This window comes from Siphonobacter sp. BAB-5385 (genome assembly GCF_002261125.1).
In the GTDB taxonomy this organism is placed as follows: domain Bacteria; phylum Bacteroidota; class Bacteroidia; order Cytophagales; family Spirosomataceae; genus Siphonobacter.
This window is the reverse complement of sequence record NZ_NMPS01000203.1, coordinates 40,405-61,396: the sequence shown is the minus strand read 5'-3', so window position 1 is coordinate 61,396 and position 20,992 is coordinate 40,405. Positions and strand designations below refer to the sequence as shown.

The following is a 20,992-nucleotide window of genomic DNA, read 5'->3' as shown; positions in this document are numbered from 1 at the left end:
AGTGGCGTTCGCGATACGGACTAAAAGATCAGCCGTCTCAACAGGACGAACAACGCATCTATTAAAATCTTTACTGAATAAAATTCAAATTACACTAACGTCATTTCCGGCTCCGTTACCTTGCCATTTTGCTTGGTTGGCGTGACGTCTTTCCGGCGGGACATCATCGCGTATACGGCAGGAATGACGTATAGCGTCAGCATCAAAGAGAACATGATACCACCGACAATCACAATCCCGAGTGGAATACGGCTTGTGGCTGCGGCTCCCAGCGACAAGGCGATCGGTAAGGCTCCCAGTGCCATGGCTAAGCTGGTCATCAAAATCGGGCGTAAACGCATGGTAGCGGCGGTGATGGCGGCTTCTACTTTACTCAGGCCCTCTTTCCGTTGCTCGTTGGCAAATTCCACAATCAAAATACCGTTTTTCGTAACCAGACCCACCAGCATGATCATACCGATCTGCGAGAAAATATTCAGCGTCTGATCAAACAGCCAGAGTGAAAGCAAAGCTCCGGCCAGGGCCAGCGGTACGGTAATCATGATGATAATCGGATCAAGAAAACTTTCGAACTGAGCCGCCAGAATCAGGTAAATCAAGACCAGGGCCAGTAAGAAAGCGAAAGATGTATTCGACGAACTTTCAGCAAAATCCCGCGAAGCACCCGTCAAAGCCGTAGCAAACCCCTGCTCACTCAGCTTCAATTGCTGGGCCACCGCCTGCATGGCTTTGATCCCGTCGGCAATCGTCATACCCGGAGCCAGACCGGCCGAGATGGTCGCAGACTTGTACCGGTTGTAGTGGTACAATTGCGGAGGCGTCGTGGATTCGGTGATGTGTACGAGGTTATCCAGCTGAATGGCCTCACCGCGACTATTTTTAACGTATAAGGTCTGTAAGTCAACGGGTTGCGAACGGTCCTTGCGGTATACTTCACCCATGACCTGATACTGCTTGCCATTCCGCGTGAAGTAGCCGTAGCGACGGTTACTGTAGGCGAGTTGCATGGTTTCGGAAATATCGGCTACCGATACACCCAGCTCACTGGCTTTGGCCCGGTCGATTTCCACGCGTAACTCGGGCTTGTTGAATTTCAGGTCAATATCTACCCCTTGCAAGGAAGGATGCTGATTGGCCGCTTCCAGAAATTTCGGTAGCATGGCTTTCAGCTTTTCAAAATCATTGTGCTGAATAACGAAGGATACGGGTAGACCACCACGACGGTTTACCGCAATAGTCTGTTCCTGAACGGCGAAAGCTTTTCCTTCGGGGAAATTCTTCGTGTTCCGGTTGATCATCTCCACAATCTGCTGCTGACTCCGCTCGCGTTCGTTGATTTCCTTCAAACCAATCCGAATGGTACCCGAGTTGACCGAGCCCGCTCCGGAGAAGCCGGGAGCCGTAATGCTCATGACAATTCGTTTTTCGGGTACGGAATCGATTACAAACTGGGTCAGGCGACTCATGTAGTCATCCATATAATCGTAAGCTGTACCTTCGGGAGCCGTAACGGACAGACGGAACTGACTACGATCTTCCAGCGGAGCCAACTCCGACTGAATGGTATTGAAAAGGACGTACGTTAAACCAAAACAAGCCGCGATGATTCCCCAGGCGAGCCATTTTACTCTCATGAAACTGGCCAATGTATCGTGATAACCTTTGTCCATCCACTGGAAGAAAGGCTCCGTTTTGTCGTAGAACCAGGAGTTTTTGTGCTGCTTCCGCGACATAATCACGTTCAGTACTGGCGTTAGCGTCAGGGAAACGAAGGCCGAAATCAATACAGCTCCGGCTACGACAATCCCGAATTCCCGGAACAAACGACCGACGAACCCTTCCAGGAAGATAATGGGCAGGAATACGAAGGCCAGCGTAATCGAGGTCGAAATAACGGCGAAAAAGATTTCTTCCGAACCTTCCTTGGCGGCCTGCATCCGGGGCATACCGGCTTCGAGTTTCTTGAAGATGTTTTCCGTTACGACAATCCCGTCATCGACGACCAGACCCGTGGCCAGTACAATCGCCAGCATCGTCAGAATGTTGATCGTAAAGCCGAAAATGTACATGATGAAAAAGGCTCCCACCAGCGATACCGGAATGTCAATCAGGGGGCGGAAGGCGATGGCCCAGTCCCGGAAGAACAGGTAGATAATAATAACAACCAGTACCAGCGAGATTAAGAGCGTTTCTTCAACTTCTTCAATGGAGCGTTTGATGAAACGCGTATTGTCCAGAGCAATATCCAGGTGGATGTCTTTCGGCAAATCCTTTTTGATTTCCTCCAGACGCTTGTAGAAATCGTCGGCAATGGCTACGTAGTTCGAACCCGGTTGCGGCACAATCGCCATACCGATCATGGCGACGCCGTTGCCCCGCATGGCGGTTTCTTCGTTTTCCGGACCGAGTACGGCTTCACCAATGTCCGAAAAGCGAACTACCTGACTATTCTGGTTGCGAAGAATGATGTTGTTGAACTCTTCTTCCGTCGTCAATCGACCAAACGTACGGATACTTAATTCCGTCGCATTACCAGCAATTTTACCGGAGGGAAGTTCGACGTTTTCCCGATTCAAAGCATTTAGTACATCAACGCCGGTAATGTTGTAGGCAGCCATTTTAGCCGGATCGAGCCACAACCGCATGGCGTAGCGTTTCTCGCCCCAAATCTGAATGCTACTGACGCCGGGAATCGTTTGCAGGCGTTCCTGCAAAACGTTAGTACCGTAATCGTTAATTTCCAGAATGTTCCGCGTCGTACTTTGAACGGTCATCGTAATGATGGCGTCCGAGTTGGCATCCGCCTTGTTCACAACGGGCGGGGCATCAAGGTCATTCGGTAACTGCCGCTGGGCCTGGGCTACTTTATCACGTACGTCATTAGCGGCCGCTTCGAGGTTGGCTTCCAGGTTAAATTCAACGGTAATATTACTCGTTCCTTGGCTGCTGGACGAAGAAATCGAGCGTACCCCGGCAATCCCGTTGATGGCTTTTTCCAGTGGTTCGGTAATCTGTGATTCAATAATATCGGCGTTAGCCCGGCGTAACTGGTACGCACGTTGATAATGGGCGGGTCAATCGCCGGGAAATCCCGAACGCCCAGAAACGTAAAGCCGACGTAGCCGAACAACACAATGATGATGTTCATCACGATGGCCAGTACGGGGCGACTTAGGGACAAAGAGGGTAAGCTCATACGTGGATCTTTTACACTATAACCAGTTCAATAGATCAGTAGTACGGGAAGAAATTTAGGCCGCTGAAACACAGAGATCTATGAAATACGTGTGCCACTCTTCCGTGCGTTTAGATAGGAATGCGTACTGCTACTTTTTTACATTTCTGATCTTCAGCGGAGCATCCGGTTTAATCTGAAGAATACCGCTGATCACCACCGTATCTCCGGCCTGAATGCCGTTGACCACCTGTACTTTGGTGTCGGTGCGGATGCCGGTTTCTACCGTTACGAACGAAGCCTTGCCCCCGCGGGAAACGACCACCTGTTTATCTTTGGTACCCGGAATAATTGCCTGTGAGGGTACCAGTAAGGCTTCAGGTGTTTCGCCGAGCTGGAGGTTCACTTTGGCAAACTGGCCGGGACGGAGCTGATTGTTGGCATTAGGTACCAGTGCCCGCAGTTTGATGGTACGGGTGGTCAGGTCGATTTTGGGTTCGATGGCGTAAACCTTTCCCTGAAATTCCGTACGCTCGCTCGCTACGTTGAAACGAACGCCGTCGCCAATGTGGACGACATCCGAATATTTTTCGGGAATCGAGAAATCAACTTTCAGGGGATTGGTTTGCTGAAAACTGGCGATGACCGTGGTGGGCGAAACGATGGCTCCTTCACTCACGTACCGCAGACCAATCTTGCCCGCAAAGGGAGCCCGGATTTCCGTACGTTGTAATTGAGCGTTGGCTACGGCCAGATCCGCGTCGTAGGCTTCAACCTGGGATTGGGCCACGTCCACTTCCTGCTTACTGACGCCTTCGCGTTCGAGCAGGTACTGCAGACGTTCGAGCGATTTCTGAGCCAGTTTTCGCTGGGTTTTTACTTTCAGTACCTGAGCAGAAAGATCGGCATCGAAGAGTTTAATCAATAGGGCTCCTTTGGGTACGGGCTGTCCTTCTTTGAAGTAGATTTTCACGACCCGGGCGTTGATTTCCGGCTGTAGCGAAAGCTCTTCGTTGCTTTGTAGCGTACCTGTCGTTTCAATACTGTTACTTAATTTTTCGGTACTAACTACGTATCCATCCACCGAAAGTGGCCGGGCTGGACCACCGCCTCCTCCTGCACGCTCATTTCCGGCTTTTTTCTGTTCAGTACGATTCAATTTGCCATAAACCAGATACCCAATGCCGCCAACAATGACAACCACGAGTAACCAGCGAACAAGGCTTGATGATTTCATAAGGTTTGTAAACAAATACATCCAGCTTCGGAAAGAAGTCGGAAGAAGAATGGGAGGTTAACTATTAAATATTGTACGAAAATAACAGATTTTTAGGCGTATTGATGGGGGAAGCCGGAGAGGGAGTTCCGGTTTTCCAAAATCCAAAGACCAAGCAGGGGAGGAGTATGAAAAACTCCCGTAGTTTTGCGACGTAATTTTTACTCATTTACTCAGAAAGAGAGAGGGACTTCCTTTACCTGAATCCTCTTTTAAAGAAATGAGTACCCAGGATCAATGTAGTAAACGGACCTCTTTTTAAACTGTATAACCAAGAGTAGCGTATGAAATTTTTCATTGATACGGCCAATCTCGATGAAATTCGGGAAGCCCACGAGTTAGGCGTACTGGATGGCGTAACGACCAATCCTTCGCTGATGGCCAAAGTGGGAATCAAGGGTAAAAACAACATTTTCAAGCACTACAAGAGCATTTGTGATATTGTAGACGGGGACGTGAGTGCGGAAGTAATCAGCACCGACTTCAAGGGAATTATTCGGGAAGGAGAGGAGCTGGCGGAAATCGACGAAAAAATCGTGGTGAAAGTACCCATGATTCGGGATGGCGTAAAAGCAATCAAATATTTTGCTGACAAGGAAATCAAGACGAACTGTACACTGGTATTTTCGGCGGGGCAGGCTCTGTTAGCGGCCAAAGCCGGAGCTACGTACGTTTCTCCCTTCGTAGGCCGACTGGACGATATTTCCATGGACGGTATCGATCTGATCGAATCCATTGTATCCATCTACGAAAACTACGGCTTCCTGACGCAGGTACTGGCGGCATCGATTCGTCATCCGGTACATATTCTCAAGTGTGCTGAGATTGGGGCTGACGTGGCTACCTGCCCACTGTCCGTCATCACGTCCTTACTGAATCATCCGCTCACGGATAGTGGATTGAAGAAGTTTCTGGCCGATGCCGCTACCTTCACCGAATAAAAGATTATTTGTTTTTACAAAAAAAACCTGTTCGAAACAGGCTTTTTTTGTAAAAAATTAAAATAAAAGTTGCTAAAAATGATGAATGGTGACGTATTTGTAAGGACTGAATTTTAAGTTTGTATTTTCGAAAGTACCCGCTCATGTTGAAACGCATACTTCTTTTGTCTTTTGTGTTTGGCTTTGGATTGACCGCTATGGGTCAAAGCAAAGCGTCTGAGCGTAAAAAAGCTTCTGAATCAGTTCTACAGGAAGAGTCCGAAGGTGGACTTTCCAAGGTAGTAACGTTTATCAAAAATGCGGGTAAGGTCATTGACAATCCCACCAAGCTGCGAATTGAAGTAGAGGAAGAAGTGCCACCCCGGGAAAAACCCAGAAGTGGATTTGGCAAAGTGATTCGCTTCATTCGGGATGTGGGTAAGGTCATGGATGACCCCACGCAGTTGAATATCTCCGTAGAAAAAGAAAAAGCTCCCCGTAAGGAAGAATAATCATTCCGATAGGATCCAAGTCCGGTAATCGCTAGAACGACTACCGGACTTTTCTTTTTCGAAATATTTGATGAGGCGTGCAACGTCATCCGGGGCTTTTGCATCCATTAGTTATCCCCTCTAGTTCTTCAATTGATCCCCTCTTTTTTACCGTTCATCCGATTATTGTGCAATTCATAGTAGCTTGTATTGCATAGTACTTCATTCGACTCGCATCTTTGGGTCATCAACGAGATTAAAACATCCAATTCTATCTGTCTCCTTACCATCAAAGCCATGAAAACTATTCTATGTATCCTAACTTTTCTACTAGCCGGTATAGGCTTGGGATTTGCCCAGAAACCCTTCCAGGGAAGCATATCGGGCAAGATTACGGATGTATCAGGAAAGGCCGTTGAATTCGCTACCATCATGGTACTCAAAGCCAAAGATTCGACTTTGGCTAAGGGGGGAGTAGCCGATGCCAATGGTACCTTTGAAATTGAAGGGCTGGCGGAAGGCCGTTACCTGGTGACGCTTACGCAGGTAGGATTTGCTAAAAAGACAACGCCGCCGTTCGTACTGAATGCGGAATCACCGAGTGTGAAACTGGCTGCTTTAGTAATGGAGCCTGCTTCGCAGGATCTGAAGGAGGTACGAGTAGCTGCGGCCAAACCTTTTATTGAACAGCAAATCGATAAGACGGTTGTCAACGTCGAAAATAGCATTGTGGCGGCTGGAAATACCGCTCTGGAAGTACTCGAACGTGCTCCGGGCGTAACGGTAGACCGCGACGGTAATATTTCGCTGAAGGGCAAAGCTCAGGTACGGGTGATGATTGATGGGAAGCCTACGTACCTGTCCAACGAAGATCTGGCTAATTTACTCCGCAATACGCAGGCGAATCAACTGGAGAAAATTGAGATTATGACCAATCCATCGTCCAAATACGATGCGGCTGGTAATGCCGGGATCATCAATATTCGGACCAAGAAAAACCAGAACGCAGGTTTGAATGGCTCGGCTAGCTTAGGTTTTGGATACGGATTGAACCCCAAAGCAAATGGTAGTCTGAACCTGAACTATCGTCAGAACAAATGGAATGTCTTTGGTAATTATTCGGGCGGGGCTCGTAAAAATTGGCGGGATCAGTCGATTGTTCGCAAGTTCCGTTCGGGCGATGAGGTGACGGCTTTGTACGATCAGTTTGCCGAGAATACGACCCGAAATCACAACAATAACGTAAAACTGGGGGCCGATTATTTTGCTTCGAAAAAGACGACGATTGGGGTCTTAATGAATGTAAATGCCGGAAGCTGGGGTAGTATAGGCGATAACGTCACCAAAATTTACAGAGGCACCAGCGTACTGGAAAAAACCACAACGACGGGTCAGGACTTTGATAATACCTGGAAAAGCCTGACGACCAACCTGAATTTGAAACATACCATTGATTCAACGGGTAAGGAATTTACGGCCGATGTTGACTACGCCCGGTACGATAATCGCTCGGATCAGCGGTACAAAATTACGACGGTGAATCCAGCGGGAGTAGATTTGGAAATCCCCCGCTTCGACGTAGGTAATACCAAGGGCATCGTGGATATTTATTCAGCAAAGGTAGATTACACGCATCCGTTCAGTAAAAATTCCAAAATGGAAGCCGGTCTGAAAACGGCTTTCGTTACGACGGATAACAACATGAAATTCACCATTCAGCAGGGAGAAGCACCCCGTGTGGATCCCGGTCGTACGAACCAGTTTATTTACAGAGAAAACATCAATGCCGCGTATCTGAACTACAGTACGCAAATCAAGAAAACCTCGGTTCAACTCGGTCTGCGTGGCGAGCAAACGGTGATGAAGGGGAATCAGGTGACGTCAGACACGAGCTTTCGCCGGAACTATCTGAACCTGTTCCCGAGTGTGTTCGTGCGTCAGGAATTGAATAAGAAGAATACCGTAGGCTTTTCGTATAGCTATCGCATCGATCGCCCTGATTACGAGGATTTAAATCCCTTTCTGTACTTCCTTGATTTGTACACCTATCAGCAGGGAAATCCGTACCTGAGACCCCAATTCTCGCACGTAGCTGAAGTGACGCACACGTTTATGGGAGCCGTAACGACCACCTTAAATTACGGACGTTCGAATGGAATCATTACCGAAGTTTTACGTCAGGACGATGCCGCTCGTACCACCTTTATCAACAAAGAAAACTTTGGTTTCCGCGAAAACTACGGCGTAGCGATCTCGGCCAATATCCCTATCACGAAAAAATGGATGAGCATCAACTACCTTAATGTGAACCGGAATCGCTTCGTTGGCTTGCTTAATGGAGGTGAATTTGACGGACGCATCGTAACGACCACCTTTAATACGCAAAACCAGTTTACGCTTCCTAAAAACTGGTCGGCAGAAATCAGCGGTTTCTACATGAGCGGGTTTCTGGAAGGTACGATCAAAGGCGAGCCGATGTGGCAGGTTTCCGTGGGGGTACAGAAACAATTCTGGGATAAGAAAGCTAGCTTAAAGCTGAATGTACGCGATATTTTCTGGTCGCAACAATTCCGGGGAAGCTTCGTGTTTGGCAACGTAGATATGCAAATTCGGAATAAGTGGGAGAACCGGGTAGCGAACTTAACCTTCTCGTATCGCTTCGGAAACTCTAAAATTCAGGCTTCCCGTCGCCGCAGTACCGGTCTGGAAAGTGAAGCTGGACGGGTGAATCAGGGCAGTAATTAGTAACTTGTGTTAGAAAACAGTAGGAAAACCAGCGAGACTTCGTTGGTTTTTTCTTTGGACTTGATTGGTAGACGTATTGACTTCTTCCCCGCATTGCATGCGGGGCTAATGACATTGAACCCCTCCGGGGTTAACAAGCTACCAGCCCCGAAGGGGTTTAATCTCATTAGCCATGGGTACAACCCATGGACAGCTATCAATCAACTATTTCTTATTTGCAGGGACTAATAGGGCCGGATCATTCTCGAATATTTCCATGGTAAACTGTTCTCCATCGTAATAACCATACGACTGCGTGTAAATCCATTCGCCAATGTTGAGATATCGGCTAGTAGCAGAAACCTCCATATCCAAAACCAAATGCCGATGACCGAAGATGTAGTAATCGTGATGAGATTGAGCTTCGATTTCACGGCAATACTGAAAAATCAACTCCGCTTCGTCACTTCGGAAAAACTCCTCGGGTCTACCAGCTTTAGAGGCTCGCGAATGCCGGGCCCAGCGGTAAGCCAGCGTAATCCCTACGTCAGGATGCAGCCAGCGAAACAAAAACTGAAGAAACGAATTGGTAAAGACTGGCTTTAGGATTCGTTTGTAGGCCCAGTCGCCGGGACCTAAGCCATCCCCATGACCGACTAAAAAACGCTTTGTACTTTGATTACTAGTTACACGAAAAGCAATCGGGTTTCGATGAACGGGAATATCAAATTCCTTCGGAAAATAATCCCGCATCCATAAATCGTGATTGCCTGTAAATAGATGAATTTCAACGCCTTCATCCCGTAATTGAGCTAATTTTCCTAAAAAACGAACGTATCCTTTCGGTACGGCTTCGCGGTATTCGTGCCAGAAGTCAAAAATATCGCCTACTAAAAACAGTACCTGAGCTTCCGGGCGGATTTGCTCAAGCCAGCGTACTACGGTACGTTCACGTTCGGCACTTTTAGAAAGGGGGGCACTGCCCAAATGAAAGTCGGAAGCAAAGAAAATTTTCTTTCCGGGAAGGAGTTGAATATCGTTCATTAGAACAGGAAACAGCAGCAACGGGCTGCTGCTAAATGAAGCTACAAAGATAGAAGGCCATTAGTGAATTCGTACAACGAACCTTGAAAGCATAAAAAAACGTCTCTCCGAGTATTCAGAGAGACGTTTTTTACTGAGAAACTTAGGCTTGTTCCGTTGGAACTACTTCTGAGTTGTCAGGAGCAGCATCCTGAGGAATCTCGGTAGGAGCTGATTCTTTATCAGCTGGCGTACCGTTTTTGCCCTTCATATACGCTTGGTAAGAAGTTTCCTGCTCAAACGGACGTTTGCCAATCAGTTCTTCTAAGTCAGACTGGAAGAGTACTTCTTTCGTCAACAGTTGCTGAGAGATTACTTCTAAAGCTTGAATGTTATCGCGTAACAGTCCTTTCGTGCGTTCGTAAGCTGCGTCTACGATCATCCGTACTTCTTCGTCAATGATACGAGACGTTTCTTCCGAGTAAGGCTTGTTAAACGAGTATTCGTTATTGCCTTTTGAATCGTAAAACGAAATGTTACCCAGTTTTTCGTTCATACCGTATACGGTAACAATCGAGTAGGCCATTTTCGTCACACGCTCCAGATCACTTAAAGCACCCGTGGAAATTTTACCGAAAACTACTTCCTCGGCCGCCCGTCCACCTAACGTCATACACATTTCGTCGAGGAGCTGTTCGGTACGGTACAGGAATTGTTCCTTTGGTAAATACTGAGCGTAACCTAAAGCAGCCACACCACGGGGCACAATCGTCACTTTTACCAGCGGATCGGCGTGTTCAAGGAACCAGCCTGCAACGGCGTGACCCGCTTCGTGATAGGCCACAATTTTCTTTTCGTGCGGAGAAATAATCTTGTTTTTCTTCTCCATACCACCAATCACCCGGTCCATTGCATCCTGGAAATCCTGCATATCAATGGCCTGTTTGTTTTTCCGAGCAGCGATCAGAGCCGCCTCGTTACAAACGTTCATGATTTCAGCACCAGCAAAACCAGGGGTTTGAGCGGCCAGCTTGTTGGCAACTACATCCGGAGCCAGTTTCAGGCTCGACATGTGTACTTTGAAGATAGCCTCCCGACCAATAATATCGGGTTTGTCAATCGAGATTTGACGATCAAAACGACCGGGACGCATCAAGGCAGAATCCAATACATCCGGACGGTTGGTAGCGGCCAGGATAATGATACCGGAATCCGTAGCAAAACCATCCATCTCTACTAACAACGAGTTCAGGGTATTTTCCCGTTCGTCATTAGCTCCGGGCATGGCACCCCGGCCCCGTGACCGACCTACCGCATCAATCTCATCGATAAAGATAATACAGGGAGCTTTTTCTTTCGCTTGTTTGAAGAGGTCACGTACCCGAGCGGCACCTACCCCTACGAACATTTCCACGAAGTCAGAACCTGACAGGGAGAAGAAAGGTACACCCGCTTCACCTGCAACAGCCTTTGCCAACAAGGTTTTACCCGTACCTGGAGGGCCAATCAATAGGGCTCCTTTAGGAATCTTACCCCCAAGGTCCGTAAACTTCTTCGGATTTTTAAGGAATTCAACAATTTCCTTAATCTCTTCTTTAGCTTCGTCGAGACCTGCTACATCGTCAAATGTAATTTTGACTTTGTTTTCCGCATCGAAAAGCGTAGCCCGCGAACGACCAATATTGAAGATTTGTCCACCCGGACCAGCACCGCCAGCCATGCGACTCATCATAAAGTACATCGTAACTACGATCAGAATCAGGAAACCCCAGCTGGAGAAAAATTCCACGAGTCCGGCCCGCTCATCCACGGTATAGTCAATGGGGGCAGTCGGGTGTGCTTTGTTAAACTCCTTTACATCGTCATTAAAAATTTCGGTCGACGGAATGGGAAAAGCAAAATGGGGTCCTGGCGTCGAAGGAAAATACGATTTCTGATTGGTCAGACCTCGGTATTCAGGTTTCTGCAAGGCTTCCCGGGTCAGGGTAACTTCCACCAGTTTGTCATTGACAACCACGGTTTGTTCTACTTCACCTTTCGCAGCCATTTCAAAGAATTGTTTCATCTTAATTCTTTGCACTGCACTGCTCTTACTTACGAACATAATCGCAATGATCGCAACCACCAATCCCGCTACAAGCCAGCCCTGAAAACCTGGTCGGCGGGGAGGTTTAGGTAATTTGGGTTTATTTGGGGTTTCTTCAGCCATATTCTGTCTTTCTTGCTTGGATGCCGAATCGGAACCCGGCGATGATCACTCTGGCGGTAAAACCAGTTAATTAGTAAAAGTGTAATCCACAAGATGAATGAATGGTTTCGTCAGACGATTCAGCTTGGGTCGAATGGCAGAAAAATCAGGGTGAACGGCTAAAATCAGGCTTCGTCTTCGATAACCGTAAATTCAGCATCGCCCCAAAGCTCTTCCAGACGATAAAAATCTCGTCTTTCCTGTTTAAAGACGTGTGCCACTACATCGACATAATCGATCAGGATCCATTCTTTCTGGCTTTTTCCTTCACGATGCCAGGGGTTCACACCCGTATTCTTGTGCACCTCTTCGTCAATGGAATCAGCAATAGCGTCAATTTGCGTGTCTGATTTACCAGAGCAGATGACAAAGTAATCCGCAATGGCATTTTTGACGCCTTTTAAATTTAAAACCACAATATTCTGGGCTTTTTTCTCCTGCATGCCCTTCACCACGAGTTGGCAGAGTTCATCCGCCGGGATGTCATTTTCTTTGACGCGTTGAGCCGTTTCAATCATTCGTTAAAAGATTACCGTTAGCGGCTGACAGAATAAATCTGTGTTCAGCATAACGAATCGAAGAGTTTAATATTAAGATTACGAAGTACGCTTAAAATTAGGACTTGTACTTCATCTGACACGTATATAACGCTAGATTCGTAAATTTCCTCCCTTAAAACTAAAAATAATTGTACAAATCTTATCCAAACACCGAATTTATAGGTCAAAAAATTATATATCTGCCAAGTTGTCATTCTACCAATGACCTAGCCGCCGATTATTTACGCGAAGAAGCTCCCGAGGGCCTTCTGATCATTACGGATGAACAGACTGGCGGGCGAGGACAACGCGGCAGTAGCTGGGTTGCCAATGTGGGCGAAAATTTGACCTTTTCTTTTATCCTCAGACCCGTTTTTCTGCAGGCTCCGCAGCAGTTTCGGCTGAGTATTGCCATTGCCCTGGGGGTGCACGACTTTCTGTCCCATTTGCTGGGAGAAGGCGTACGCATAAAATGGCCCAACGATTTGTATTACAGGGATCAAAAACTGACGGGTATTCTGATCGAAAATTCCCTGATGGGAAGTACGTTGACCGGGGCTGTCGTAGGAATTGGTGTAAACATCAATCAACTGCAGTTCAGTATACCTACGGCCACGTCAGTTCGACAGGTTACGGGTCGGGAGTTTCAGCTTGAAAAACTCCTGAACCAGCTCTGTGTGAACCTGGAAACCCGCTATCTACAGTTAAGAAAAGGCGATCATTTACAGCAACGCCAGGAATACCTGCAACGCCTGTATCGGTATCAAACCTGGCATCCGTATCAGGATACAACGGGTAAAGTCTTTGCGGGTAAAATCAGCGGCATTGCTGACAACGGGCAACTCGAGGTCGAAACGGAAAGCGGCATCCGGTATTTCGGTATAAAGGAAATCAGTTTTCTTCAGCAGTAATTCCTAAAGTTCCTGCTTGGCGGCTTTCTGGGCGGGCATCCAGGAGGCCGCCAGCGTAATGATGATAATGGCAACGGTGACGCCAACCAGATCGAACATCTGCATCCGAACGGGATACGCATCGACCAGTGAACCGACCAGCTCCATTTTTACCAGACCATATTCCTGCTGTAACGAGCAAATGCCAATACCCGCCAGCAAACCTACCAAAGCCCCACTGAAGCCCACCAGGGCTCCTTCAGTCAGGAAAATCCGCCGAATCAGTCCGGGCCAGGCTCCTAAAGCCAGCAAGGTTGCCACATCGGATTTTTTCTCGATGGCCAGCATCGATAGAGAGAAATAGATATTAAAGGAAGCGATGGCGACAATGAGCGTCAGGGTTATAAACACAAAAAGCTTTTCAATCTGAATAGCTCGGAACAAACTGGCGTGTTGCTCGTCGGGGTTTTGTACCTTGAACGTCGAACCTAAAGCCGTTTTTACCTGCTTCTGTACTGATTCGACGGCTACGCCTGATTGTAATTGTAATTCCAGAGCCGTACGTTTACCATCCGTTTCGAATAAATCTTCCGCAAATCGCAGGGGCACAAAAACGTACTGATCGTCAAAGGTTTGCTCAATACTGAAAATTCCCCCCGGCTGAATGTTCGCCTGATTGAAGGCATCCAGGCCGGGAGCCGCCAGGTTAGCGTTTCTGCGAGGGTACCAGATTTCCAGCGGCGTCAGCGGATCTTCCGGTCTTAAACCCAGCATACGGGCCACGCCAATGCCGAGTACGGCAAAATTTTGCTGTTGTTGTTGGAGGATCAGACTTCCGGCGATACGGGCCGTATCCATTTCCGGATGCGACTGTAAATTATCGTCCATCGCCTTGATGGTTACTACCGTTCGCTGATCTCCATACTGAACCAGGGCATTTTCTTCGTATACCTGTGTGATGTGCTTGATACCCTGAATTTTCTTAAGTTCCGTCCAGAGCGAATCCGTTACCCGAAAATTCTTGCCACTGGCGGGTACGATCCGTAAATCAGCATCAAAGGTTTTAAAAAGCTGCCGGTTAAAGTCTTCCAGTCCATTAAACACGGACAGAACCACCACTAAAGCCATCGTACCAATGCATACACCCAGCATGGAGATAATGGCGATAAGGTTGATAAACGAGGTTTTTTTCTTGGTAAGAAAATAACGGCGGGCAACTAGAAAGGCCAGATTCATGCCTGAACTTCAAAAGGGTAGGGAAGAAATATAAAAAGATCCGGTTTTATCCACGGATAAAACCGGATCAGACCCGTACTTATTTTTCTTCGGGCTCGTCAGTAGCGGGCGGAATGGTGATTCCCGCAAACAGGGCATCCATTTTAGCCGCGTACTCGGAGGTGTCATCCAGAAAGAACTGTAACTCTGGAATAATCCGTACCTGATTCCGGATCTTATTGGCCAGAATCTGCCGGATGTGTTTCGTTTTGTCCTGAATGTTTTTCAGCAGTTGATCTTTGTCTTCGGTTAACAGAAAACTCAGATACGCCCGGGCAATGCCCAAGTCGGGGCTTACTTTCACGTCCGTAACGGTGATAAACGCATTCCCAAACTGACTCTGCATTTCCCGTTGAAAAATATCTCCCAGGTCTTTCTGTATTTGCCGGGCAAATTTTTGTTGTCGTTTCGATTCCATACCATTCGTCTAGGGAGAGGAAGGCCTCTCCGGGGTTAAACTCATCCCGAACCCCGCAAATATCCGAATTTTCCCCGTGAGTTTAGGAAGGATCGCAGAGGTTTCGGAATAGAGTAGTTAATTTTACCATAGAATTACAGAAGAAGCAAAGGATTAGAAGTGCCAAATGGAACGCCAGGCCGTTCCGTTATCCGGACTGCACCTGTTACAATCAGGCCTTTTCTGCTCGTAAGAGATGAATTAAAGAATCAAGCCAATGGCCGATTCATTCAGATATAAAACGCTTTACAATCTTGCTTAGTTTTTTCCGGGTCAATGCGGCCTATCAGCTCTTCGTACTATTAGTAATTCTGTTTCTGGTCCGCCTGCCGGTCCTGATGGGCACCACCCCTTTGTTGATTCCTGAAATGCAATGGACGTTGCTGGGCGAACAACTCAGTAAGGGGCACGGCCTGTACGATGGCATCTGGGATAGTACGGCTCCCATGGCGGCGGCGGTCTATGCGGGTCTGCACTGGATTTTCGGTCGTTCCGAAGTCATGTATCACTTTGTGGCTTACGCGATAGCCGCTTTTCAGATGATTTATTTCAATCTGATTATGAGTCGGCAAAGTGTCTTTGCGGATCGGAATTACGTACCGGGGTTTATCTATCTGGTATTGATGAATCTTTCGTTCGATTACACGACACTCTCACCAGCTCTGCTTGCCACTACCTTCCTCTTACTGGCTCTGGGCACCATGCTCAAGCAACTGGATCGGGAAGGCATTCGGGATGAATTATTGGAAGTGGGCTTCTACATTGGCATAGCTACGCTGTTTTACCCACCCTGTATGGTGTTTATTCTATGGGCAGTACTAGCCTTACTCCTGTATAGCGGTGCGAGCTTCCGCCAGCACATCATGAATATCCTCGGGTTTCTCTTTCCGCTGGTCATTGTGAACCTCTATTTTTATCTGGATGGTCGGTACGATGCTTTTACCCGGAATTTTCTCAGTATCATTTTCCAGATCCGCCAATACGATCTAAATGATTTTCAAACCCTGATTACAGTACTCATTTTACCCGTCATACTGGCTGGATTGGGCTTTCTACAAATTCTCAAACACGGACGCTATACGAATTTCCAATCGCGGGTACAACAGGTGATGGCTTTGTACCTGGGAGCCTGTCTGCTCTCGGTGGGGCTGATGGCTTATCTGGCTCCCATGCAGTTTGTCATTTTCACGCCCGGTCTGGCCTTTTTTAGTGTCTACTTCTTTGAGACCTATACTCGCCGCAGATGGATTCCAGAAATGATGTTTGTAATCTTTGTAGGAGGAGTCGGGATTTTGTTTTATTTGACCCTGTTACCGGCCTTTTCCAATACGATTCTGAAACTGGAAAATCTGACCGTACAACCCGTACGCTTACCCAGTGAGATTAAAAACAAACGAATTCTGGTATTGGGCGATGGCATGGGTGAATACCTCGAAAATTACCCGGCAACGGCCTATCTGAACTGGAATCTGGCCCGTTTCGATCTGGAAAATCTGAACAATTACAACAACGTCATCAATATCCTCCGAAACTTTGAGAAAGACCCGCCGGAGTACCTGATTGACCGCCGTAATCTGGCTCCAACGCTTTTCAAACGCATTCCCGCTCTGGCCCGGCAGTACGAGCAAATCGATAAGGGAATCTACCGCAAAATACACGCTTAAAACGAAACGAGGCCCGAATCAGAAGTCGGGCCTCGTTTCGTTTTGGAACACGTTTAGCAACTGATTTTACCAACGCGGGTAGCGTGTCTACCGGCTTCGAAAGGAGTGTCCAGAAACGTTTGTACGCAGGTTTCCGCAATTTCATACGCAATGAAACGGGCGGGAATGCAAATGACATTTGCGTTGTTATGCTGACGGGAAAGTTCGGCTAATTCCCGGCCCCAGACCAGAGCTGCCCGAACGTCCTGATGTTTATTCGCCGTAATGCAAACGCCCTGACCACTGCCGCAACACAATACGCCAAAGTCCGCTTCCTGCGTCTCGACCGCTGAGGCCACGGGATGAGCAAAGTCCGGATAGTCGACGGAATCAAGGGAGTACGTGCCAAAGTCCGTGACGTGATGACCTTGCAGGGTAAGGTAATCGGCCAGGCGTTTTTTGTAATCAAATCCGGCGTGATCGGAGCCGATAGCAATTTTCATGCGTGTATTCGGAAGTTTAAGTAAAAACTGCAACATTACGGAGCGGAAAACAGTTATATCCTTCCCGTTTTACAAAAGTAGGAGCCTTCTAGTAAAAGCTCTGCTCCAGCGGGAAAATGTTCAAGTAAACCACTTATTACGATGTCAGAAAATAATCAAGAAATAAAGCCTACGGGATTACCACCGTTACCCGGAAGCGATGAAAATATCCGTCCTTTAACCGATGTTTCCTTAATGAATCCGGCGGTCATTGAAGACGAAGCCCGTATTCGGGAAGCCTTCGAAAACCGAGACTGGGCCGAAATCAAGAGTGCCGATTCCTGGGTTGTGTTTAAAGTAATGGCGGAGTTTGTGGAAGGGTTTGACCGAATGGCCAAAATCGGTCCCTGTGTCTCCATCTTCGGCTCGGCTCGTACCTTACCCGATCACCCCCACTACAAATTGGCCGAAGAAATCGCGGGAAAACTCGTGAAACTCGGTTACGGTGTGATTACGGGGGGCGGTCCCGGTATCATGGAAGCCGGTAACAAGGGAGCAAAGGAAAATGGCGGTAAATCCGTTGGGTTAAATATCAAACTACCTTTTGAACAGCAGCCAAACATTTACATTGACCACGATAAAAGTATCAATTTTGACTTTTTCTTCGTACGGAAAGTAATGTTTGTCAAATACGCCCAGGGCTTCATTGCCCTGCCCGGCGGCTTTGGTACGATGGATGAATTGTTTGAATCACTCACGCTCATTCAGACCCAGAAAATTGGCCGTTTCCCGATTGTACTGGTGGGTCGCGAATACTGGGGTGGGCTGGTTGACTGGCTCCGGAATGTAATGGGCGAAGAAAACGGCTACATCAAGTTAAACGACCTGAATTTGTTTAGTGTAGTCGATACGGCGGATGAAGCCGTGGGAGTCATCGAGAAATTCTATTCCCGGTATATGCTGAAGCCTAATTTCTAAAATAAATCGGTCTGTACTAGATCCTGTTACTGGATCTAGTACCAGACCGTAAAAATTAAAAGGCGAGGTACGGTTCCAGTTTCTTCAGCGTACCTTCGTCTAAGAGCTTTACGGCTTTCAAATCAGCGGCGGACTGAAAATCACCGTGTTGCTGGCGATAGGCTAGAATAGCTTTGGCTACGTAGGGCTTCAAGTAGGGGTGGCGGAACTGTTCCAGACTTACTTCATTGATTTTAATTTTCCGTACGGAACCCGGGCCCGTCAGACGCCCGTGTTTGAGCAATTCCTGTACTACCGTCGAATCGAGTCCCCAGACTTCCCGTAGTTGATTTTCGTTTACAAAACCACCCAGACTTTCCCGGAATTTAATGATGCGAAGAGCCAGTTTCGAGCCAATGCCGTAGACCTTCTTGAAATCGGTCGTATCCGCTTCATTTAGTTGAAAGGTAAATGTAGTACGGTCCGCTTTCGATGGCGTAGAACGAGTTTCAGTACTAGACTTAAGGGTTGGATTGGAAAAGGAAGTAGGGGTAGCGGGCAGACGAATGTACGCTTCCAGTTGCCGATACTGCTCTTCCGGGAAATCATAGATGCGTAGTAAATCTTCTTTTTTACGGAATACGCCCCCTTTGGATCGGTACTTGACAATTCGCTCGGCCATCCAGCGGGCCACGCCCAATTCCTGCCACTGTTCGGAGGTGATGGTGTTCGGGTCAAAGGCGAACAAACGCGTAGGTTTACTTAGACGCTTGTCGGGGGAATGGTTGTAATCGCGGGAATCGTGTTCGGAGTACGCTTTTTGCGTTTCAGACTGCACCTCCAACTGGGCCATCAGCGTGTCAAGCTTTTGTGCATCCTGCGAATCCTGTACAGAATCAGGAAAGAAATCCAGTACAAAAGGAGAGATAAGCAGTATAATCAGCAGACACAGCAGAACCAGAAAGCCCCGTGATTCGGTGCGACTGAAACCAAAATAATTCCGTATCCATTGGGTGAGCTTGGAAGGCATAAGTGAAGCAATTAATGCTTCAAATTACGAGTAGCTTCCTTTCGCAAAGTCAACCGTTTACTAAGTGGAGGGATCTAAAAATAAAATCCGCACAGGTAAGCCCGTACGGATTCCGAAAACCTAATACAATACTATTTCCGTTGAAGAGCCTGCAACGAACTGTCGTTGATCTCAAAAGGTTGTTTTTTCAATAACTGAATGACTTCCGAAGCCGCCAGAATGACTGGACCGTAGCCATGAGCCGCGTAGGGGCTGATGGGGCGGTGGTAATAAAAAGCCGGATCGAAGCCCATACCCGTTCCCACGCAGGTACCTTCCACCTGCCCTTTGGCGTTCACTTTCGTAGAAACGGCATTCCAGGCTAGCAAACAGGCGGGGGCATAAGCCACCTTATCAATCCAGCCTTTGTTGATCGCACGGGCCAGACAATAGGCGTAAATAGCCGTAGCGGAAGTTTCCAGGTAGGAATCATTGCGGTCGAGGAGCTGGTGCCAGAAACCTGAGCCCGACTGGCAGGCGGTCAGGCCTTTCACATGAGCCTGTAATAATTCCAGAATTTTAGCCCGTTGCGGGTGATTCTCCGGTAATACGTCGAGTAGCTCCACTTTAGTCAGAATAGCCCAGCCATTGGCCCGGGCCCAGTGAAATTCAGGATGGACATTCATTCCTTCGACCCATCCGTGCATGTACAGACCTTTCTGGGGGTTAAACATCCGCTTCGAAAACTGCATAACCTGTCGCGTCGCTTCCGTGTAATATTTTGCCTCGCCCGTAAGCTTACCCATCTGAGCAAGGGCTGGCACGCCCATGAATAAATCATCCAGCCAAAGCGTATTGGGTTGCGGACGATTACGGGCCAGCGTCCCATCCGACAAACGGTATTCTTTAGTAAGAATGTACGTGATGAAATGGTCGATCAGGGGACGCAGGGCTGCCGTATTCCCTCCACGTACGGATTTGATCATGGCTGCCGTAACGGCTCCCCCATCATCCAATGCGTGCGGATTGAGAAACGAACGCATGGCAAGCCGGTTCTGAGGATCTTCTTTAAGCAGTTTCTGAAAATGCGGAGCGATTTCAGCCAGAAATTTCAGTCGTTCATCCGTATAAGCTTTGTATTTGGCATCACCCGTTGCTTCGCTGGCCTGTAACAGAGCCGCGTACGTAACGCCCCATTCATAGCTGGTAAGGCGGAAGTCAGCCTTAGCAAAGGTGGTATTCGCATCAATAGAAGAAAAATCCGTCAGAATCTTATTGCTTTGTTTATCAGCAAGTTGGGTAGGCGTTACAGCATTCAAGTACGCGTAAACCCGGTCTAGTACCTGGGTTACCGCTTCTGCTGAAACTTTACCATAAGGGACCGGATAGTCGGGTTGTAACAAGTGCAAAGGCGTATCAGCGTCGGTAGCCCGGGTCTCATTGCGTTGAGCAAAAGTTATCTGACACAGCACCACTAAAACAAGACTAGTGAAGATACATTTTTTCATGGAAGCGATTGTATAGAATAGGATAGAGTAAGATACGCAAATCAAAGACGGATAAACAAAAAAAAAGCCCTTAGATAGGGCTTTGGGAGGGGTTGGATATAAACGCTGTAAATGGGTAGATTGAAGGTTGGATGTACTGAACAGACAGGTTATGGTTGAACGTCGAAATCGATTTGTTCTTAAGAAAACCCCTCAAATCTAAAAGATGAGAGGGGTTTTACTACTCAGAACTAGCTACACCGTCATGAAGCTATTCTGCTTCTAAAATCAATCTTTCAAGCCGCCACTTGATTAGATTGATGAAACAAAACTACTGCCTCTAAAACGAGCCGAACTGAGTTTTCGGTGAAAGGGATATTTAGAGCGGTAAATAGT

Annotated in this window: 15 protein-coding genes and 1 pseudogene; 6 read left to right on the top strand and 10 right to left on the bottom strand. The window is 47.6% G+C overall.

The window, feature by feature from the left end; genetic code table 11:
* Positions 1 to 89: 89 nt before the first annotated feature.
* Positions 90 to 3,196: pseudogene (locus tag BWI93_RS20090) on the bottom strand (efflux RND transporter permease subunit).
* Positions 3,197 to 3,326: 130 nt separating this feature from the next.
* Positions 3,327 to 4,412, bottom strand: a complete 1,086-nt coding sequence (locus BWI93_RS20085; protein WP_158242695.1) for an efflux RND transporter periplasmic adaptor subunit — start codon at positions 4,410 to 4,412, stop codon at positions 3,327 to 3,329.
* Positions 4,413 to 4,735: 323 nt separating this feature from the next.
* Here BWI93_RS20085 and fsa point away from each other — a divergent pair, with 323 nt between their 5' ends.
* From fsa to BWI93_RS20070, 3 genes are all read left to right on the top strand, one after another.
* Positions 4,736 to 5,392 carry a fructose-6-phosphate aldolase gene (gene fsa / locus BWI93_RS20080; protein WP_094814597.1) on the top strand — a complete coding sequence of 219 codons (657 nt, stop codon included), beginning with the start codon at positions 4,736 to 4,738 and terminating at the stop codon, positions 5,390 to 5,392.
* A gap of 143 nt (positions 5,393 to 5,535) precedes the next feature.
* Positions 5,536 to 5,883, top strand: a complete 348-nt coding sequence (locus tag BWI93_RS20075) for a hypothetical protein (protein ID WP_141217541.1) — start codon at positions 5,536 to 5,538, stop codon at positions 5,881 to 5,883.
* Positions 5,884 to 6,159: 276 nt separating this feature from the next.
* Positions 6,160 to 8,607, top strand: coding sequence for an outer membrane beta-barrel protein (locus BWI93_RS20070; RefSeq protein WP_094814593.1), 2,448 nt, complete (start codon positions 6,160 to 6,162; stop codon positions 8,605 to 8,607).
* A 204-nt stretch (positions 8,608 to 8,811) separates the two neighbouring features.
* Here the strand turns inward: BWI93_RS20070 and BWI93_RS20065 are convergent, their stop codons facing one another.
* The 3 genes from BWI93_RS20065 to rsfS form a co-directional block, all read right to left on the bottom strand.
* Positions 8,812 to 9,630, bottom strand: coding sequence for a UDP-2,3-diacylglucosamine diphosphatase (locus BWI93_RS20065; protein ID WP_094814591.1), 819 nt, complete (start codon positions 9,628 to 9,630; stop codon positions 8,812 to 8,814).
* Between the two features lie 142 nt (positions 9,631 to 9,772).
* The gene (gene ftsH / locus BWI93_RS20060; RefSeq protein WP_094814589.1) at positions 9,773 to 11,818 is read right to left on the bottom strand and encodes an ATP-dependent zinc metalloprotease FtsH; all 2,046 of its coding nucleotides are present in this window, start codon (positions 11,816 to 11,818) and stop codon (positions 9,773 to 9,775) included.
* Between the two features lie 164 nt (positions 11,819 to 11,982).
* Positions 11,983 to 12,375 (bottom strand): ribosome silencing factor, encoded by a 393-nt coding sequence (rsfS, locus tag BWI93_RS20055; protein WP_094814587.1) that lies wholly within the window; start codon positions 12,373 to 12,375, stop codon positions 11,983 to 11,985.
* A 170-nt stretch (positions 12,376 to 12,545) separates the two neighbouring features.
* Between rsfS and BWI93_RS20050 the strand changes: the two genes are divergently transcribed.
* Positions 12,546 to 13,307, top strand: coding sequence for a biotin--[acetyl-CoA-carboxylase] ligase (locus BWI93_RS20050; protein ID WP_094814585.1), 762 nt, complete (start codon positions 12,546 to 12,548; stop codon positions 13,305 to 13,307).
* Positions 13,308 to 13,310: 3 nt separating this feature from the next.
* Here the strand turns inward: BWI93_RS20050 and BWI93_RS20045 are convergent, their stop codons facing one another.
* On the bottom strand, positions 13,311 to 14,522 hold the full coding sequence (locus BWI93_RS20045) for an ABC transporter permease (RefSeq protein WP_094814583.1): 1,212 nt from the start codon (positions 14,520 to 14,522) through the stop codon (positions 13,311 to 13,313).
* A gap of 79 nt (positions 14,523 to 14,601) precedes the next feature.
* Positions 14,602 to 14,979: a 30S ribosome-binding factor RbfA gene (rbfA, locus tag BWI93_RS20040; protein WP_094814581.1), complete on the bottom strand. Its 378-nt coding sequence runs from the start codon at positions 14,977 to 14,979 to the stop codon at positions 14,602 to 14,604.
* Between the two features lie 293 nt (positions 14,980 to 15,272).
* Between rbfA and BWI93_RS20035 the strand changes: the two genes are divergently transcribed.
* Positions 15,273 to 16,682: a DUF6427 family protein gene (locus tag BWI93_RS20035; RefSeq protein ID WP_094814579.1), complete on the top strand. Its 1,410-nt coding sequence runs from the start codon at positions 15,273 to 15,275 to the stop codon at positions 16,680 to 16,682.
* A 53-nt stretch (positions 16,683 to 16,735) separates the two neighbouring features.
* Here BWI93_RS20035 and rpiB read toward each other — a convergent pair whose 3' ends face one another.
* A complete protein-coding gene (rpiB, locus tag BWI93_RS20030) occupies positions 16,736 to 17,164 on the bottom strand; it encodes a ribose 5-phosphate isomerase B (protein ID WP_094814607.1) in 429 nt (142 codons plus the stop codon).
* Between the two features lie 234 nt (positions 17,165 to 17,398).
* Here rpiB and BWI93_RS20025 point away from each other — a divergent pair, with 234 nt between their 5' ends.
* Positions 17,399 to 18,121 carry a TIGR00730 family Rossman fold protein gene (locus BWI93_RS20025; protein WP_094814605.1) on the top strand — a complete coding sequence of 241 codons (723 nt, stop codon included), beginning with the start codon at positions 17,399 to 17,401 and terminating at the stop codon, positions 18,119 to 18,121.
* 55 nt (positions 18,122 to 18,176) lie between these two features.
* On the opposite strand, the gene BWI93_RS20020 is transcribed toward BWI93_RS20025, so the two are convergent.
* Together BWI93_RS20020 and BWI93_RS20015 are read right to left on the bottom strand one after the other, a co-directional pair.
* Complete coding sequence (locus BWI93_RS20020; protein WP_094814577.1) at positions 18,177 to 19,130, bottom strand: helix-hairpin-helix domain-containing protein; 954 nt, start codon at positions 19,128 to 19,130, stop codon at positions 18,177 to 18,179.
* Between the two features lie 131 nt (positions 19,131 to 19,261).
* Entirely contained in the window at positions 19,262 to 20,617 is a 1,356-nt protein-coding gene (locus BWI93_RS20015; RefSeq protein WP_094814575.1) for a glycoside hydrolase family 105 protein, read from the bottom strand.
* Positions 20,618 to 20,992 lie beyond the last annotated feature (375 nt).

Bases quoted from the DNA above. Each gene is read 5' to 3' on its own strand.
- BWI93_RS20085 (WP_158242695.1), bottom strand. From the start codon at position 4,412: ATGAAATCATCAAGCCTTGTTCGCTGGTTACTCGTGGTTGTCATTGTT.
- fsa (WP_094814597.1), top strand. From the start codon at position 4,736: ATGAAATTTTTCATTGATACGGCCAATCTCGATGAAATTCGGGAAGCC.
- BWI93_RS20075 (WP_141217541.1), top strand. From the start codon at position 5,536: ATGTTGAAACGCATACTTCTTTTGTCTTTTGTGTTTGGCTTTGGATTG.
- BWI93_RS20070 (WP_094814593.1), top strand. From the start codon at position 6,160: ATGAAAACTATTCTATGTATCCTAACTTTTCTACTAGCCGGTATAGGC.
- BWI93_RS20065 (WP_094814591.1), bottom strand. From the start codon at position 9,630: ATGAACGATATTCAACTCCTTCCCGGAAAGAAAATTTTCTTTGCTTCC.
- ftsH (WP_094814589.1), bottom strand. From the start codon at position 11,818: ATGGCTGAAGAAACCCCAAATAAACCCAAATTACCTAAACCTCCCCGC.
- rsfS (WP_094814587.1), bottom strand. From the start codon at position 12,375: ATGATTGAAACGGCTCAACGCGTCAAAGAAAATGACATCCCGGCGGAT.
- BWI93_RS20045 (WP_094814583.1), bottom strand. From the start codon at position 14,522: ATGAATCTGGCCTTTCTAGTTGCCCGCCGTTATTTTCTTACCAAGAAA.
- rbfA (WP_094814581.1), bottom strand. From the start codon at position 14,979: ATGGAATCGAAACGACAACAAAAATTTGCCCGGCAAATACAGAAAGAC.
- rpiB (WP_094814607.1), bottom strand. From the start codon at position 17,164: ATGAAAATTGCTATCGGCTCCGATCACGCCGGATTTGATTACAAAAAA.
- BWI93_RS20025 (WP_094814605.1), top strand. From the start codon at position 17,399: ATGAATCCGGCGGTCATTGAAGACGAAGCCCGTATTCGGGAAGCCTTC.
- BWI93_RS20020 (WP_094814577.1), bottom strand. From the start codon at position 19,130: ATGCCTTCCAAGCTCACCCAATGGATACGGAATTATTTTGGTTTCAGT.
- BWI93_RS20015 (WP_094814575.1), bottom strand. From the start codon at position 20,617: ATGAAAAAATGTATCTTCACTAGTCTTGTTTTAGTGGTGCTGTGTCAG.